General features: G+C 63.8%; 17 protein-coding genes. 10 read left to right on the top strand and 7 right to left on the bottom strand.

Annotation, left to right across the window (positions count from 1 at the left end; all coding sequences use genetic code 11):
- Positions 1-132: 132 nt before the first annotated feature.
- Entirely contained in the window at positions 133-849 is a 717-nt protein-coding gene (locus tag ACLFLU_RS25455) for a DUF599 domain-containing protein (RefSeq protein WP_426407562.1), read from the bottom strand.
- Between the two features lie 125 nt (positions 850-974).
- Here ACLFLU_RS25455 and ACLFLU_RS25450 point away from each other — a divergent pair, with 125 nt between their 5' ends.
- The 5 genes from ACLFLU_RS25450 to ACLFLU_RS25430 all read left to right on the top strand — a co-directional run bounded on the left by ACLFLU_RS25450 (position 975) and on the right by ACLFLU_RS25430 (position 4,102).
- Positions 975-1,637 (top strand): glutathione S-transferase family protein, encoded by a 663-nt coding sequence (locus ACLFLU_RS25450; protein ID WP_426407561.1) that lies wholly within the window; start codon positions 975-977, stop codon positions 1,635-1,637.
- 81 nt (positions 1,638-1,718) lie between these two features.
- The gene (locus ACLFLU_RS25445) at positions 1,719-2,087 is read left to right on the top strand and encodes a YidB family protein (protein ID WP_426407560.1); all 369 of its coding nucleotides are present in this window, start codon (positions 1,719-1,721) and stop codon (positions 2,085-2,087) included.
- 185 nt (positions 2,088-2,272) lie between these two features.
- A complete protein-coding gene (locus ACLFLU_RS25440; RefSeq protein WP_148773938.1) occupies positions 2,273-2,476 on the top strand; it encodes a hypothetical protein in 204 nt (67 codons plus the stop codon).
- 156 nt (positions 2,477-2,632) lie between these two features.
- Positions 2,633-3,619, top strand: coding sequence for a hypothetical protein (locus ACLFLU_RS25435; protein WP_426407559.1), 987 nt, complete (start codon positions 2,633-2,635; stop codon positions 3,617-3,619).
- A 42-nt stretch (positions 3,620-3,661) separates the two neighbouring features.
- Positions 3,662-4,102 (top strand): DUF1489 family protein, encoded by a 441-nt coding sequence (locus tag ACLFLU_RS25430; RefSeq protein ID WP_426407558.1) that lies wholly within the window; start codon positions 3,662-3,664, stop codon positions 4,100-4,102.
- 138 nt (positions 4,103-4,240) lie between these two features.
- On the opposite strand, the gene panC is transcribed toward ACLFLU_RS25430, so the two are convergent.
- Positions 4,241-5,095, bottom strand: coding sequence for a pantoate--beta-alanine ligase (panC, locus tag ACLFLU_RS25425; protein WP_426407557.1), 855 nt, complete (start codon positions 5,093-5,095; stop codon positions 4,241-4,243).
- A gap of 272 nt (positions 5,096-5,367) precedes the next feature.
- On the opposite strand from panC, the gene ACLFLU_RS25420 reads away from it, so the two are divergent.
- From ACLFLU_RS25420 to ACLFLU_RS25410, 3 genes are all read left to right on the top strand, one after another.
- Positions 5,368-6,291 (top strand): division plane positioning ATPase MipZ, encoded by a 924-nt coding sequence (locus ACLFLU_RS25420; RefSeq protein ID WP_426407556.1) that lies wholly within the window; start codon positions 5,368-5,370, stop codon positions 6,289-6,291.
- A gap of 346 nt (positions 6,292-6,637) precedes the next feature.
- Complete coding sequence (locus tag ACLFLU_RS25415; RefSeq protein ID WP_426407555.1) at positions 6,638-7,498, top strand: alpha/beta fold hydrolase; 861 nt, start codon at positions 6,638-6,640, stop codon at positions 7,496-7,498.
- A gap of 137 nt (positions 7,499-7,635) precedes the next feature.
- Positions 7,636-8,391, top strand: coding sequence for a VWA domain-containing protein (locus tag ACLFLU_RS25410; RefSeq protein WP_426407554.1), 756 nt, complete (start codon positions 7,636-7,638; stop codon positions 8,389-8,391).
- A gap of 4 nt (positions 8,392-8,395) precedes the next feature.
- On the opposite strand, the gene tehA is transcribed toward ACLFLU_RS25410, so the two are convergent.
- Positions 8,396-9,388, bottom strand: a complete 993-nt coding sequence (gene tehA / locus ACLFLU_RS25405) for a dicarboxylate transporter/tellurite-resistance protein TehA (RefSeq protein ID WP_426407553.1) — start codon at positions 9,386-9,388, stop codon at positions 8,396-8,398.
- A 181-nt stretch (positions 9,389-9,569) separates the two neighbouring features.
- On the opposite strand from tehA, the gene ACLFLU_RS25400 reads away from it, so the two are divergent.
- Positions 9,570-10,295 carry a DnaJ domain-containing protein gene (locus ACLFLU_RS25400; protein WP_426407552.1) on the top strand — a complete coding sequence of 242 codons (726 nt, stop codon included), beginning with the start codon at positions 9,570-9,572 and terminating at the stop codon, positions 10,293-10,295.
- A 223-nt stretch (positions 10,296-10,518) separates the two neighbouring features.
- Here ACLFLU_RS25400 and ACLFLU_RS25395 read toward each other — a convergent pair whose 3' ends face one another.
- Positions 10,519-12,339 (bottom strand): serine hydrolase, encoded by a 1,821-nt coding sequence (locus ACLFLU_RS25395; RefSeq protein WP_426407551.1) that lies wholly within the window; start codon positions 12,337-12,339, stop codon positions 10,519-10,521.
- Positions 12,340-12,727: 388 nt separating this feature from the next.
- On the opposite strand from ACLFLU_RS25395, the gene ACLFLU_RS25390 reads away from it, so the two are divergent.
- Positions 12,728-13,066: a phasin family protein gene (locus tag ACLFLU_RS25390; RefSeq protein ID WP_148754857.1), complete on the top strand. Its 339-nt coding sequence runs from the start codon at positions 12,728-12,730 to the stop codon at positions 13,064-13,066.
- 72 nt (positions 13,067-13,138) lie between these two features.
- On the opposite strand, the gene ACLFLU_RS25385 is transcribed toward ACLFLU_RS25390, so the two are convergent.
- From ACLFLU_RS25385 to ACLFLU_RS25375, 3 genes are read right to left on the bottom strand one after another with little or no spacing between them, the layout of a single operon-like run.
- Positions 13,139-13,732, bottom strand: a complete 594-nt coding sequence (locus ACLFLU_RS25385) for a TadE/TadG family type IV pilus assembly protein (protein WP_426407550.1) — start codon at positions 13,730-13,732, stop codon at positions 13,139-13,141.
- Complete coding sequence (locus tag ACLFLU_RS25380) at positions 13,729-14,289, bottom strand: TadE/TadG family type IV pilus assembly protein (RefSeq protein ID WP_426407549.1); 561 nt, start codon at positions 14,287-14,289, stop codon at positions 13,729-13,731. Before ACLFLU_RS25380 ends, ACLFLU_RS25385 begins: the two co-directional genes overlap by 4 nt.
- A 9-nt stretch (positions 14,290-14,298) precedes the next feature.
- On the bottom strand, positions 14,299-15,708 hold the full coding sequence (locus ACLFLU_RS25375) for a TadE/TadG family type IV pilus assembly protein (RefSeq protein ID WP_426407548.1): 1,410 nt from the start codon (positions 15,706-15,708) through the stop codon (positions 14,299-14,301).
- Between the last annotated feature and the right edge of the window lie 3 nt (positions 15,709-15,711).

Here is a 15,711-nt window from a genome sequence, read left to right as displayed (position 1 = left end):
GGACGCAGCGCAGCGTCTCTTCGACGGTGCGCTGCAGAGCCGGGGCCCATGTCTCCGAGCAACCCATGTGGCGTGGGTCCCGGCTCTGCGCAGCAGCGTTGCACGCTGCAGCGCGTCCGGGACACGAGAGCATCAATGACCGCGCTTCTGCACTTCGTCACCATCCACCACCTCCGGCGCCATCGCGGCCCATGCACTGGACGCAAACTGGCGTCGCCAGGTCACGATCACCACGGCGGCCGTGGTCACGAACAGCACCCAGGGGCTGACGAACCAGCCGAGATAGCCGAGTGCGAAGAAGAAGGCGCGCTGGCCGCGGTTGAAATGGCGGCCAGCGGATTCGAACACGCGCGAGGTGCGGATGACGTGGGCCTCGGCCTCAGGCGTGCCGCGCTGCGAGGCGGGCGGCATGCCGCCGAACAGGATTGCGACATAGTTGAACAGGCGATAGGCCCAGGCGAACTTGAAGAAGGCGTAGACGCAGATCAGCACCAGGCCGACGCATTTCAGCTCCCACATTGCGGGCGAGGTGCTGAGATCGATCGGCAGCTTGCCGAGAATAGTGATGGCGTCGTTGGTCGCATGCAGCAACGCCAGCGCGCCGCCGAGCGCGAACAGGCTGGTGGAAGCGAAGAAGGCCGTGCCGTTCTGGAGCGAGGCCATGATCTGCATGTCGACCATGCGCGCGTCGCGATCGAGCAGTCGGCGGACCCAGACCTCGCGGTAGCGGTTCATCCGCGCCGACAGGCTGTCACGGCCATAGGCGGAATGCTCGAGGGTTGCAGCATAGACCAGCCATTCGATGATGAAGAAGCCGACGGCGGTGATGTCGACCCAATGCCTGCTCATGTCTCTCTCCTCGCGAGGATCGCCACGATTGCCACGCATGCTGGGTTGCGGCAACGATTGATTGGCGGCAGGCAATGGCGCTAAAAGCAGCCGCATCCAGGACGACTTACGGAAGGACCAGTGGCATGGCAGCGCTCAAGCTCGCGATCGGCAACAAGAACTACTCGTCATGGTCGATGCGGCCCTGGCTTGCACTGCGCGCCAACGACATCCCGTTCGTGGAGACCGTAATCCCGCTCTACACCGACAACCCCGCGGACAAGGAGCAGATCCTGTCCTTCAGCCGCGCCGGCAAGGTGCCGGTGCTGGTCGACGGCGACATCACGGTGTGGGATTCGCTCGCCATCATCGAGTACATCGCCGAGCGTTATCCGGAAGTGAAGTTGTGGCCCGATGACGTCGCGGGCCGCGCGTTTGCCCGTTCGGTGTGCGCCGAGATGCATTCCGGCTTCATGGCCTTGCGCAACGAATGCGGCATGAACCTGCACCGTCCCGTACGTCCCGTGACGCTGTCGGCGGACGCCAAGGCCAACGTCGCGCGCGTGCAGGAGATCTGGCGCACGTGCCGGACCCGCTACGGTGCCGGCGGGCCGTTCCTGTTCGGCCGCTTCGGCGCGGCGGATGCGATGTATGCGCCGGTCGTGCATCGCTTCCGGACCTACGCCATCGAGGTCACGCCGGAGACCAAGGCCTACATGGACACGATGATGGCGATGCCGGCGTTCCAGGAATGGACCCGCGATGGCCTCGCCGAAACGCTTGTCATCGAAAAGTTCGAGACTGCGTAATCGCGAATGTGATTTGTGGGCCGCTTGACGGCATGCCGAAGGGCGGCGCTCAATCCCGCGAAACAATGGAGAGGGACGGCTATGGGAATTCTCGACTCGCTGGAAAACAATCCCGCGCTGCGCAGCGCGCTTGGCCAGCTCGGCGCCGCCGTCCTGCCGGCCGTGATGAACGAGGTGCTCGGTAGCAACAACCAGGGCGGCCTAGGTGCGATCGTCGCAAAGCTCCAGCAGGCGGGCTTTGGCGACCAGGTCAAATCCTGGCTCGGTAACGGCCAGAACCTGCCGATCTCGGCCGACCAGCTCCGCGCCGTGCTCGGCAGCGACACCGTCCGCCAGCTCGCCGCACGCTACAACATCCCGGTCGACCAGCTGGGCGAGATCCTGGCCCAGGAGCTGCCCAAGGCGGTGGATCAGGCAAGCCCGCAGGGCCATTTGCCTCATGGCGCCTGAGGCCTGGTTCCAGCGGTAGTCCAGGCCGGCTTTGTTCCCATTATCGTCCTGAAAAGACTTCAAAATTGGTGCATTGCCATGCTCGCATGGTGCTGGTCAAAAACGCCGCATGCGTGCTATACAGCGACTGGGTTTCCAGCCGGCCTCGCAGTGGGACCACGGGCGAGGCAGGCGCTGTTTGAGTGATGGAGAGGGTGTTGAAGCACAAATTCCCGATTGGAACGCGCGTATTGTTCACTGCCAGCAACGTCGCGCGCCCGGCTGCGAGTGGCTCGTACGAGGTCATTCGCCTGCTGCCGACGGAAGGTGACGACTGCCAGTACCGGATCAAGAGCTCGACCGAAGCCTTCGAGCGGGTTGCCAAGGAAAGCCAGCTCGCGCTCTCGTAATGCGCTGACGGCACCACGCATTGACATCGCGGATGAATTTGCTTCTGCCGCCGTCAAAAGGCCCGCTTCGGCTCGACAAGGTGGACCGGGGGCAGTTGCCGACTCGCGGTGCTTGCTTGACCATTCGCTCTTTGCTCGCGTGAGGGGACATCGCGCATGAACTGGGCATGGGCCTCGTCGCTCGACGAAACGTGGCGCTCGCCGGCCTTTCCGATGTGGATGACGCTGGCGGCTGCCGGCTTCTTCGGATTGATCCTGCTGATCACGCTGCTGCGCGCCGAGAGATCGGTCGCCAACGGTGCGCTGACCGTCATCACGCTGCTCTCGATCGGCATCGCAGTGGCTGCCACCATGCGTGTCTACGGACCCGTGGGGCAGGCCGCGCCGAGTGAAGCGCGCGCGCTGGCCGTGGCGAATACAAACCTGCCGGCGCTGTCCTGCCTCGACGATCTCGCTGGCGATGCCGTGGCCGTTGGCTGCGAGAAGGCGCTGTTCGGTGCGCCAGATGCTGTGGCCGCCGCCGTCGCCTATACGGCGGCCCGGATCGATCGGCTGACTGCGCTCGGCGACGCGGCGACCGCCGACAAGAACCTGACAGCGGACACGAAGGTGCTGCGCAAGTCGCTGCAGCGCGATCGCTACGGCCTCGTTGCCCAGGTGCTGGTCGTGCGCGACGGCTGCACCCAGTTCGATTGTGCCGCCTTCCGGTCGCTGACCGATCAGCAGCAGGTCGCCGCCAACATGGACGCCCATCTCTACGACACGCTGGTCGCGCGCTACGCGCCGACCTGGAATGCGCCCGCCGCGGCGCCGACGGGGGCTTCGGCCGCGGGCCCGATCGCCGCGATGCCGCCGTCGATGCCGACTGGCAAACCGACCAATGCGGAGTTCCCGAGCGCCTCGTCGACGCCGCCGGTGAGCATCATGAATCCTGAACCGCCGACCGCGGCCACGCGCCAGGCACCGGCCGCCAATACGGCCGCAGCGCCGGCGCCACGTGCCCCGGCTGCGACCTCGGCACAGGCCGCAGCCCCGGCTGCCAAGAAGTCGTCGGCGCCGAAGGCTGCGCGCGCGCCCGCCGCCGCGCCGGTTCCGCTTGCTCCGCCGCCGGGCTCGGCTCCCGCGGCTGCGGATAACAACTAGTTCGGCTTTGAAAACCTGTGGCTGGCCGGCTAATGCTGGGCCATGCCACTCCATCTGATCAAGCTTGCCGTCGGCTGCGACTCCGTCAAGGAATTGAAGGGGTGGGTCGCCGAGCGGATGCAGACGGCCAGGAAAAAAGGCCTGCCGCAACACCACATCCACATCACCCGCATGGTGCCCAAGCGCGACGCCGAGATTCTGTCAGGCGGATCGCTCTATTGGGTCATCAAGGGCGAGATCGCCGCGCGCGAAAAAATCATCGGCATCGAGCCGTTCCGCGACAAGGACGGTATCGGGCGTTGCCGGATCGTGATGCAGCCGAAAGTGATCCCGGTGTCGCCGCGGCCGATGCGCCCGTTCCAGGGCTGGCGCTATCTCACCGACGATTCCGTGCCGCCCGATCTCGGCAAGTCCGCCGCAGGCAGCATCGCCGCGATGCCGGAGCCGATGCGGCGCGAGCTGCGCGATCTCGGGCTGCTGTAGGCGCTAGAGCGTTTTCGAGCGAAGTGGGTAGCGGTTCGCGTAAAGAAAACGCGTCAAAACAAGAATCTGGAGCCCCGTTCGGATTCCATCGGAACGGAAAGGGCTCCAGTTCGAAGTCAACCTTGAGATCAACTTCGGCTATCGCACCGCGATATTGTCGATCAGCCGTGTGGTGCCGAGCTTGGCTGCGACCAGAATCCGCAGTGGCCCGTCCGCGCGCGAGGTGACAGGCGCCAGCGTCTCGGCATGACGGAGCTCGAAATAGTCGAGCGCAAAGCCGGCCGCCTTGATCACGTCGGCGCCGCGCGCCATCGCACTTGCGATGGCTTGCCCGGCCTGGATCCGCCCGGCGCTGTCCTTCATGGCGCGGTAGAGGGTGGTGGCGGTCTGCCGCTCCTCGGGTGAGAGGTAGACATTGCGCGACGACATCGCGAGCCCGTCGCGCTCGCGCACCGTGCGGGAGCCGATCACCTTCACGCCAAGGTCGAGGTCGCGTGCCATCTGCGTCACCACGCGCAATTGCTGAAAGTCCTTTTCGCCGAAGATCGCGACATCCGGCCGGCATTGCGTGAACAGCTTGCCGACGACGGTGGCGACGCCGCCGAAGAAGTGTGGGCGGAAGCGGTCCTCGAGACCGGCCAGTGCCGGTCCCTCCGGAACGATGCGCGTCGCAAAGTCCTCCGGATACATCGCCTCGACGCCAGGGTGCCAGACGATGTCGACATCCTCGGCGGCGAGCTTGGCGATGTCGGCCTTCCAGGTTCGCGGATAAGCGCCGAAATCCTCGGTCGGGGCGAACTGAGTTGGATTGACGAAGATCGACACAATGACGCGGCTCGCGCGTCGCTTGGCCAGGCGCACCAGCGACACATGCCCGTCATGGAGTGCCCCCATGGTCGGAATCAGCGCGACCGTGGCCTTTCGCTTGCGAAGAGTGTCGACGGCGCGTCGCAGGGCGGGCACCGTGCGGGTGATCAAGGGGCTTCGTGACATCAGGACTCAGCGATCGTTGGGGGTGGGCGCGGTCCACCGCGCTTGCGGCTAACCTTAACAAGCAGCGGTCGTGGACGCCAAGCATCGACATGCGGCACAGCATCTCTCGCAGCGAGGATGGCGCGCTCTTGCCGGCTGGATCACAGAGGCGACACGCGACACGATTCGCGATGAAGACCAGCGCACTGCGATTTCGTCATCCTGTCACGCATTTCACTTGACCGCAGACGCGGCCAACTCGAAGATATTGTTCAGGGGTGTTGAGGATCGCCATGCTTGTGCAGGCTAGCCAAAGCCAATCCGGCTCGGCGCATGTCGTCGTGCTCGGCAATGAAAAGGGCGGCTCCGGCAAATCGACCACCGCCCTGCACATCGCAGTTGCGCTCCTGAAGGCCGGCCAGCGCGTCGCCACCATCGATCTCGACTGTCGTCAGCAGAGCTTCACCCGCTACATCAACAACCGCTCCGCCTGGGCGCGCCGCACCAAGCTCGACCTCGAGTTGCCGATGCATCGCTGCATCAAGCTCGGCGAGACCATGCAGGTCGCCGAGAACGAGAATTCCGAGTTCCTTCAATTCATGGAGGCGGTCTCGGCGGTCGAGAGCAGCTTCGACTTCATCGTCATCGATACGCCCGGCACCGACAGCTATCTGATGCGGCTTGCCCATTCGATGGCCGACACCCTGGTTACGCCGATCAACGACAGCTTCCTCGATTTCGACGTGCTCGGCACCGTCGACCCCGCCAACTACGCGGTGACAGGGGAGAGCCATTACGCGGAGATGGTGCGCGACGTCAGGCGCAAGCGCCGCCAGCTCGATGGCTCGACCACCGACTGGATCGTGGTGCGCAACCGCCTGTCGATGCTCGGCTCCCGCAACAAGCAACTCGTCGCCGAAGGGCTGAAGGATCTGTCGCTGCGGCTCGGCTTCCGCTACGTGGACGGCTTCGCCGAGCGCGTCGTCTATCGCGAGTTTTTTCCACGCGGCCTGACGGCGCTCGACGAGATCGACGAGGCCACGCTCGGGATGCGGCCCAATCTCGGCCATCTCACCGCGCGGGAAGAGGTCACGAGCCTGCTCCGCCAGCTCAAGCTGCCGCTCGACGAGCGCGGCCGCCGCCGTGCGGCAAATCGCGCCGAGTGGTTCAGCCAGGTCGACAAGCCGCTCGAGGTTCACGACATCTTCGGCGCCTGATACAGGCGGTATAACTCTACTTCCAGTCGATCAAAACAGCCGGTTCTCGCGGGAACTGCGGTCGTGTTCGGCCGTTTCCATCCCACGTTTGCCGCGAAATTGAACCCAATCGAGACAGGTTGCGTCGAATGGTGACCTGCACCCTGACGTAGCGGTATGAGGATGGGGTGCCTAACAAACGTGTGCGGCGCACAATGAAAGGGCTGCCAGTTCACAATATTTGGCCTTCCTGTCACGCTGCTGTGACGTATATTAGGGAATAGGCGACAAGGGGCCCTCGAGAGCCCTCTACGAACACGATTTCAACTGCGATTTCAGGCCAGAAGGCCTGAGGCTGAGGACGAAAATGAAGCGTGGAATTGCCGTTCTGGTTTGTGTCAGTGCCCTCTGCGGCGTCGCCTATTTCACGGCGAGCAAGTGGGCGATCAAACACGAGACCATCACCTTCTACGATCCTTCGCGCGACAACCGTCCCGTGCCCGTCGACATCGCGATCCGTCGCGACAAGGAAATGCAGGCCAATGCCGGCTTGATCACGATGCCGGTTGCCGTGATCAATCACGGCAACACCGTCAAGAACACTGAGTACGGCTTCCTCGCCAACATTTTCGCCGCGCGCGGCTATCTCGTCGTCAGCCCGCAGCATGATTTGCCGACCGATCCCCCGATGGTGACCAAGCCCGGTGAGCTCTATGTCGGCCGCCTGCCGCAGATCCTGCGCGGTGTTGCCAACATCCATCTGGCGATGCAGGAGATGAAGAAGGTCCAGCCCAACGCCGACTATTCGCGGGTGACGATGGTCGGCCATTCCATGGGTGGCGACATCACGATGTATTTCGCCAAGCAGTATCCGGACGAGGTCAAGAAGGTCGTCACGCTGGACAATCTCCGCGTGCCCTTCGTCACCGCCGGCAAGTTCAAGATCCTGTCGTTCCGCTCTAAGGATCCGCAGTTCAAGACCGATCCGGGCGTGATCCCGACCGATGAGGAGTGCGAGAAGGCCGGGATTCAGGTCGTGAAGACCGACTTCCAGCACAACGACATGCGCGACACCGGTCCGGACGACGCCAAGAACTCGATCCAGGGCATGCTCGATAAATTCCTGAGCGACACCGACAGCGCAATGGCGCCGGTCGACACCACGTCGTCGCCGCCGAATGTGCTCGAGCCGGGTCCCGTTGCCCTGATGTCGCCAGCCAAGAGCTGATCAAGAGCTGATCAATCCGACAATCGTCGGAAATGCGCTTCAAAGCCTCCGTCGGCACCCGCCTGCGGAGGTTTTGTGCATTGACCGGGCAGGGCACGCTATCCACATTGGTGGTGTGAGACCAAGTGCGACCCCAGATGCCCGGCGACCCCATCAAACCGCGCCATAGCGATGCCGTCTCGGCGAGAGCCGAAAGCGACGGCGCGCTGCCGCAGGCAAGGACCTCGACTTCGGAGGACGTCGCCGCCTTCGTCGCCAAGGCGCGTGCGCTGTCGCCGCATGCGCCGGGCGCGAAGGGCCGCCTGATCTTCGCGCTGGATGCGACGATGAGCCGGCAGCCGACCTGGGACATGGCCTGCGCGCTTCAGGCGGACATGTTTCGCGAGGCCGCCTCGCTTGGCAGCCTCGACATCCGGCTGGTCTACTATCGCGGCTTCAACGAATGCCGTGCCACCGGGTGGATTTCGGACAGCGGCAAGCTTGCGACGCTGATGAGCAAGATCGACTGCCGCGGCGGCGACACTCAGATCGGCAGGGTGTTGACCGATGCGCGGCGCGAGGCAGTCGCATCGGGTGTGCGTGCCGTGGTCTTCGTCGGCGATGCGATGGAGGAGAAGGTCGACGCGCTCTGCGCCAAGGCCGGCGAGCTCGGCATGCTGAAGGTGCCGGTGTTCCTGTTTCAGGAAGGCCATGATGCAGTCGCCGAACAGGCGTTTCGCGAGATCGCGCGCCTGACCGGCGGCGCCTGGTGCCGGTTCGATCCGGGCGCGGCGGCGCAATTGCGTGAGTTGTTGCGGGCTGCTGCGGCCTATGCAGCCGGCGGCCGCGAGGCGTTATTGAAACTGGCGAAGACGGCGAGCGGCGCGGCGCAGCTGATCGGACAAATGAAGTAGCAGATCAAGCCCGTGCGGCCTGCGCCGGAGGCGGTGCGGCGACAGGCGGCAGCAAGCGTCCCTGCACGATCAGGCGCAGCGTGCCGAGCGCGATCAGTCCGACCACGATATTGGCGGCCGCGAACAGATAGGGCGCGAGCAGCGCGATCGCGCCGGTGTCGCCGTGGCCAACCATGCGGATCGGCGCGATCGCAAGCGCCGTGGCGCCGAAGGTGAAGCCCCAATAGGACACCGAGAATGGCTGCTCCATGATCCAGGGCAGCAGGCGAAGCAGCAGCAGCGCCATCATCAGCCCGTATCCGACCATGATATGCGCGAACATGTCGGGGACACCGCCATTGATGGCGAGATAGGCGACCGCGCCGACCACGGGCGGTGCGAGCTGGATGCCGAGCGTCGGACGCAGCGCGATGGGAAGGGTTTCGACGGTATAGAGCCGGTGCAGTAGCACGGACTCGATCGCGAACCAGGAGAACAGTGCCACGCCGAAGGCGAGCTGTCCCCAATCGGGGTAGCCAAGCGCCGCTGAAGCGCCGGCCGTGACGAAGCCGCCCGCAACGGTCGGCAGATAGAGGACCGGCGTTGTCGCCGTGTGATCGCGATTGCCGCGCCACAACAGTCCCGTCCGCCACAGTGCGAAACCAAATGTGAAGGCCGCGCCGACCGCGAACAGGATGATGGCGGCGAGGCGCGAATAGGGCTCCGCGGCGATCGCGATCAGCATGGTGGAGACGCCGGCGAGGCCAATGAAGCAGCACTGGACCGGGTGATGGGCTTCACCAAGCGACTCGGCGCGCGCGAAAATCCAGCGCAGCGCGAACAGCGCAATCAGCACCGCCCAGACGATCGAGGCGAAAGCGTAAATGATTTCGCCGACGATCGCCGGCAAGTGCCAGACCTGGTGTGCGGCACGCCAGGCATTGCCGAGACCTGCAAGGCCAAGGACAATTCCGAAGAAACCGGCCGGCACGATCGGTGGCTTGAATCCGCTGCTCATCGTCTCCCCCAAGCCCTTGCCATCGCTCCTACGATGATGACGCGATCGTCGTCACGGTCGCGCCTGCCTGAATGATTGGGCAGAGTGCTTATCGGCAAAAGAGCCTGTCGTGTCACCTTGCGATCTTGGACGGAGGGAAGGACACCATGCTTTTTGGCAAGAGGGCGACTATATTCCCGCCATGACCCTGATTGCCGGCCTTGTCGCAGTTATCACGCTTTATCTGTTGCTCCAGATGTTCCGCGCCGCCAATCCGGCCGTGCTGGCGCGCGCCATCAAGGTCGGGGGCGGCGTGGTCGCGCTCGCAGTGGCCGCCTTCACGGGCTTGAGGGGCGAACTGGCGGTTGCGATCCCGCTCGGGATATTTGGCGCCGGACTGCTCGGCTGGACGCCGTTGGCGAATGCGGGCTTCGGCAATATCGGTGGCCTGTTCGGTGGCGGCGCGACGCGCTCGTCCAGCCAGAGCTCGCGCGTGCGCTCGCAATTCCTGGACATGCGGCTCGACCACGAGTCCGGCCAGCTCTCCGGCCAGATCGTCGCCGGGCCTCACGCCGGGCGCGGTCTCGACGAGTTCGATCTTGCAAGCCTGCTGGCGATGGTCCCGGCGTTCGACGCCGAGAGCGTGGCCTTACTTGAAAGCTATCTGGACCGCCGGTTTCCCGCTTGGCGTCAGAACGCGCATGGCAACGCGGCAGGGGGGCAACGCCGCACGGCGTCGAGCGGCAAAATGACTGCGGAGGAAGCCTATCAGATCCTTGGCTTGCAACCGGGAGCGGGGCGCGACGACATCAGCCGGGCGCACAAATCCCTCATGAAGAAACTGCATCCCGACCAGGGGGGCTCGACGTACCTGGCTGCCCGTGTAAACGAGGCCAAGGATACTCTGCTTCGTACGCATAACGGCTAACTCCGGCACCACGCTACAAACGCCCGTACCGCGTGAGCTCCGCTTGCTCTGTTTGCCGTCGCCCCGATGCCCGCCATTGTCGGCGTGGTCGATCCCTTGCGTAAAGTTTTAACCGTAAATCCTTGACGAGAGGTTGTCGCCGAACAGCCTCCAGCGCCACCGCATCCCAAAAACAAGAATGCCCGCGCAAGGCGCGGGCATTCTGTTCGGAAGGGTAGGGAGATTAGTTGCGGACGGTCATGCAGGAGATATCGGCGCGCTTCAGCGCCTTGCACACCGCTTCGGCTTGGTCCCGCTCGAGCCCGGCAAAGCGGGCGCGGTAGAGCTTGCGATTGTCCCTGGCGACGACAGGCTCGGTGAAGGGATCGGCCTTGCTGAGCAGTCCGCGGGCCGAGCTGCGGGCGGCTTCAATTCGCTGCTGGGCCTCGCTCTCGCTCTCCAGCGCGCCGACCTGGACGATCCAGCCGCTGTGGCTGGCGACCGGCTTGGTGGTGGCGCTCATCTGGATCGGCTGCGGGGCCGGATCGGCGGAGGCGAGCTTCGCGACCGGGCCGGGTGCCGGGGCGGCGGTCGTGGCCGCCGGCAGCACGCCGAGGATGCCGTTGCCGGTGCCGAAGCCCGCCGGCTGCTGCGGCATCTCGGTCCGGGCGGCCTCGGCCCGGGCCTGCTCCGGCTTGTTGATGATGTCGGCCCTGGCGACGACAGCGCCGGAGGTCTCGGCGACGTCGGAGCGGGACGAAATCGTGTTGGTGACCTGCGGCGCGACCTGGGTCGGGGCGGCGGAGGCGACCTTGACCGCGCCGGCCTTGACCTGAACCGTCTTGACCCGCACCGGCTTCATCGGCTCGGACGACCCCGGAATGAGGGAGAGCGGCTGGCTCGAGATCACGCCATTGGTGAGCGGCGCGGGCTCGATCTTCGACTCCATGGGCTTGGCTTCCGGCTTGGTCTGGGCCGGCGGCATCGCGGCGGTCGCAGCTGCAAGGGCCGACAGGCGCGAGGCGGGACGCGGCGCGGGTGCCTCGGGGGCAGGGGCGGCTGCGACCTGAACCGGCGCAGCGGGACGGGCCGGCATATCCGAAGCATCGGCGACGTCGGTGCCGGTGTCAGCGCTGTTGCGCTCGGTCACCGCCACGACGGTGTGGGCGGTCGCGCCCTTCTCGAGGTTCTCCGCGAGCAGGTTGCGCATGATGGCGTCACGCGACCCGCCGCTGCGGCCGCCGAGCACCACGCCGATCAGATGGCGGTTGCCGCGGCGCATCGAGGTCACGAGGTTGAAGCCGGAGGCGCGGGTGTAGCCGGTCTTGATGCCGTCCACGCCGTCGACGCTGCCGAGCAAATGATTGTGGTTGCGGATCTGCTCGCCGCGCCAGGTGAACGAGGTGGTCGAGAAATAGCGATAGTAGCGCGGGAAGCGCTCCTGGATGGCGCGGCCGAGCGTGGCCTGGTCGCGCGCGGTCGTCACCTGCTCGTCGTTGGGAAGGCCGTTGGCATTGCGGTAGACCGTCTTGGACATGCCGAGCGCGCGCGCCTTGCGCGTCATCATCGCGGCGAAATCGTCCTCGTCGCCGCCGATCGCCTCGGCGATCACAACAGCAGCGTCATTGGCGGAGCGGGTGACGAGACCCTTGATCGCGTCCTCGACGCGGATGGTCTGGCCGGCACGCAGATTGAGCTTGGTCGGATCCTGGTCGGCGGCGTGCTGCGACACCGGCATCTCGGTGTCGAGCTTCATCTTGCCGGACTCGAGACGCTCGAACAGCAGATAGAGCGTCATGATCTTGGTGAGCGAGGCGGGATGGCGCAGCCCATCGGGGCTCGTCGACTGAAGCACCGCGCCGGAATTGCCGTCGACGATGATCGATGCGAATTTCGGGCTGGAGCTCTCAGACGCTTCACGCTGCACCCGGTGGTGCGCGTAGTGGCGCCGATGGCGCCGCGCGTCGGCGGCATCGGTCGTGAAGATGACGGCTGTGGTGACCGTGAGAAGCCCGAAAACGCCAACCCGCGCCAAGCGCGAGGAAGACCAGTTGCTACGAAGCATGGAACCCCGTCCCCGTTTGTGACTTGATCACCGGCTCGTGAGGCGAAATTGTGCCCTGCGGACCCGGGATCATTACCTGCTCAGGCTGTCCCTCCGCTGGTGCTCGCTGCGGGGAACGTTGGGCCTGAGCCGCTGTTCTGGCTAAGGTGATGTTCTCAAACGGCTTTTGACCGTTTGCGGAAGGTGAACACGTCCAGGGAATCAGGGTAGGGCGCCGCGGTTTCCAAAAGCTTAAGAAATGCTTGCCGGAAACCCCGGGAATTTCCGTAACTTGCATCGATTTTTGTGCGTCGCACAAGATTCTTGACTTTTTTGTGCGTTGCACTAATTGTGGGCAGAGTCAGGGAGCCGGGGCTTCCGGACACGAGCCAGGGAAAAGGATTCCAAGATGTTCAAGGTTGAAGACTTTCAGAACTACGGGAAAGAGCATTTCGAGACGTGCGTTGCTTCCGCGACCTCGGTGCAGCACGGCCTCCAGGCGATCGCCAGCGCTTATGGCGACTACACCAAGAAGTCTTTTGAAGACACCAAGTCCTTCGTCGAGAAGCTTTCCGGCGTGAAGTCGCTGGACAAGGCGATGGAAGCCCAGACCGATTTCGCCCGTTCCGCCTACGAGACCTTCGTCGCGGAATCGCAGAAGATCGCCGGCCTCTACAGCGACCTCGCCAAGCAGGCGTTCAAGCCGGTCGAAACGGTCGTGTCGAAGTTCACCCCGGCCGCCCAGTAACGCTTTCGAAACGCGCTGGAATCGAAAAAGCCCGGCTGGTTCAGCCGGGCTTTTTTTGCGAGTGGCGGCACGTCATGAGGTTGGACATGAGGTACTTGGAACGGGCGGCGTCGTCCCGCTTGTGATGGCAGGGACAAAGCTCGTTTGGCGAGGATACAGGTAGTAGCTGTCGCTGAGCGAAACTGTTCCGCTGATCGTGTAGCCGAGGTTCGGCGTATAGAAGTACGTCGCCTCACCAAGGATAAGCCCAGCTGTCGTCGGCACCCCCGTCAGGGACGTCGGCAGGGTGACGGTTGTTCCGGTCGCTCTTGCCGTGCCGTTAAGCGACTGGCTCCAGATCACCTTGGCTGTGATGTTATCGCCGGTTGGCTGCACCTCCGAGACGGTCACGACGGCCTTGGTGATGTCATAGGGTGTTAGAACTTTCGACGAGGCGTTGAGAATGCCGGTGACGTCGCTCGTGGTCACGCACTTGTTCTGCGACAGGATATCGGCGATCGTATGCACTGTATTCGTGACCTTGACGTTGATCGCGAGAGCGTTGCCGAGCTCGACCCCGCCCATGCAGAGCAGCAGCATGAACGGCAGCACGATGGCAAACTCGATTGCTGCCACGGCATCTTCGTTGGCTCGAAACTCCCTCAGGCGCACGGGCAAGCGGGTCATTGATAGGGCTCATTCTGGAAAGCGGCTGAAGCCGTGATCTGGCGATTGCCATTCGGCAGGTTCGCCAGAGTAAAGCCGAGCGGTCCCATGAATACCGGCCATTGGTAGATCACCGCCAGGATGACCTTGTCGGAAGGACCGCCTGGGCTGTAGGGCCAGTTGTTGGTGACATTGCCGTTGGCATCGAACGTCAACGTCGGTGAAGCCGCGCTCAACGCGGACCAAGTGCTTGCGGATTGGACGCTGATCATCAAATTGTTGCAGCTGAAGATGATGCGGACCTGCGAGCACACCAGGGTCGAGAATTGAGTCTGCGTCATCCCGGCCCCCTGCACCTGGCCGGTCATGATCTGCCGGGCCGATTGCTGCACGACCTGCTGGAGCAATTGCTGGCCGAAGAAAACCAGGAAGATCTGGATGATTCCGACCAACAGCGCGATGAACGGCGGCGCGACGAGCGCGAATTCGACCGCGTTCGCGCCCTTCGCGTCCTTGAGAAAGGCCGCGAACGTCTCGCGAAGGCGTCGCTTTCCGGATGCTGCGTGCAACAAGGACATGATGTCAGCTCAGTTGGTCAGGTGGGGAGCCGTTTCCACGACCTTCAGGAACAGCTTCTTCAGTGCATCGCTGATGTCACCGCCCGATTGCACGTCGAAGAACAAGCTGGGCGATGATGCGCAGGATTGCAAATTTTGCGCGATCTGGCCCGTGGACGACGAAGGATTGTTGAACGGCGCAATATAGCTGTTGTACCAGCCGTTGGTCGTCAGCGGGAGGTACTCGGTATAGAGCACCGCGATGCGAATGCCCCGATTCTTGATCGTTGTGCATATCGACGTGTTGATTGGTTGCTGGCACCGATATTTGGAGCCAGTCGCAATCGGCGTACCGCTACAGGACGAGCTTAACGATACGATCTTGTCGTCAACCCCGTCGGTGACGAGGAACACCACTTCCTGGGGCGTGTCTCCGGTTTGGTTGGATCCTCCGCCGGGTGCGGGCATGATCGCATTGACGCTCGATAGCGCGTTCTCGATGTCGGTGCCGTAGTCGGTGGTGATACTGCACCCCGAGATCACGCAGTTCTGATGGTCGACGGTGAGAAGCGAAATATTGCTGGCGGCCTGGCTAGCGGCAGACGTCAGGTCGGCGGAAGGCAGCCCTGACGGCGCATAAATCGTGTTGAAGCCGTAGTCGAATGTATAGATCGCGGCCTTGTAAGTGTTGTTCTGCGTCGCCTCTGTGGATTGCGCTGTGCCCATCAGGCTCGCGGTCGCCTGGGCCACGAGGTCGATACGCAACGTGATGTTGTTGCTGCGTGCGATGCTGAGGTTGTCCTTGGTCGAGGAGTTCGCGCCGGAGTCTGACTGGGGATTTTTCTCGTGACAGGCGAACGCGCAGTTCGCCGAGCCAGAGGGCTGGTTTTTTGTCGCGGCTATCATGTTGGTGATATCGTTCGCCGTCGCCGCGATGCCCATTGATGGCGAGTCGTCCAGCAGCAGATAGAAGTTGATATTCGGCGCGCCGGAGGCGCTGGCCGTCGCGGCGCCCTTGATCGGCCACACGGGGGCACCGAGCAGGGACGGGAAGGCGTTGCTGGAGTTCGCGGTATAAGTGACGGTCGCAGTACGTACCAGACCGACATTACCGACGGTAACCGTCAAATTGGGCGACCCTGTCAGGCCGCCGGCGATAGCGTTTGCCGTTGCATTGAAGATGTTCGTGGCAGTCGTCTGTGCGACCGTCGTGCTCTGGGCCATCATCGACGGCGTCACCGCTGCGATTGCTGCGGCGTCTGCTGCGGCGTCCAGTTGCGATTGTCGGCGTTGGGCCTGGGTGTAATCGAGCGTCATGCCCAACAAATAGATGGTCGGGAACAGCATGATCGCGAAGATGACCGCGACGTTGCCCTGCTCGGCGGCGGCAAAACGAGCCAGGGGTCGACGAGTGCGCCGGGCGGCGGGCAGGCGAAACATGAC

Source organism: Bradyrhizobium ganzhouense (genome assembly GCF_049949285.1).
GTDB lineage: Bacteria > Pseudomonadota > Alphaproteobacteria > Rhizobiales > Xanthobacteraceae > Bradyrhizobium > Bradyrhizobium ganzhouense.
This window is presented reverse-complemented; position numbering and strand designations above follow the sequence as displayed.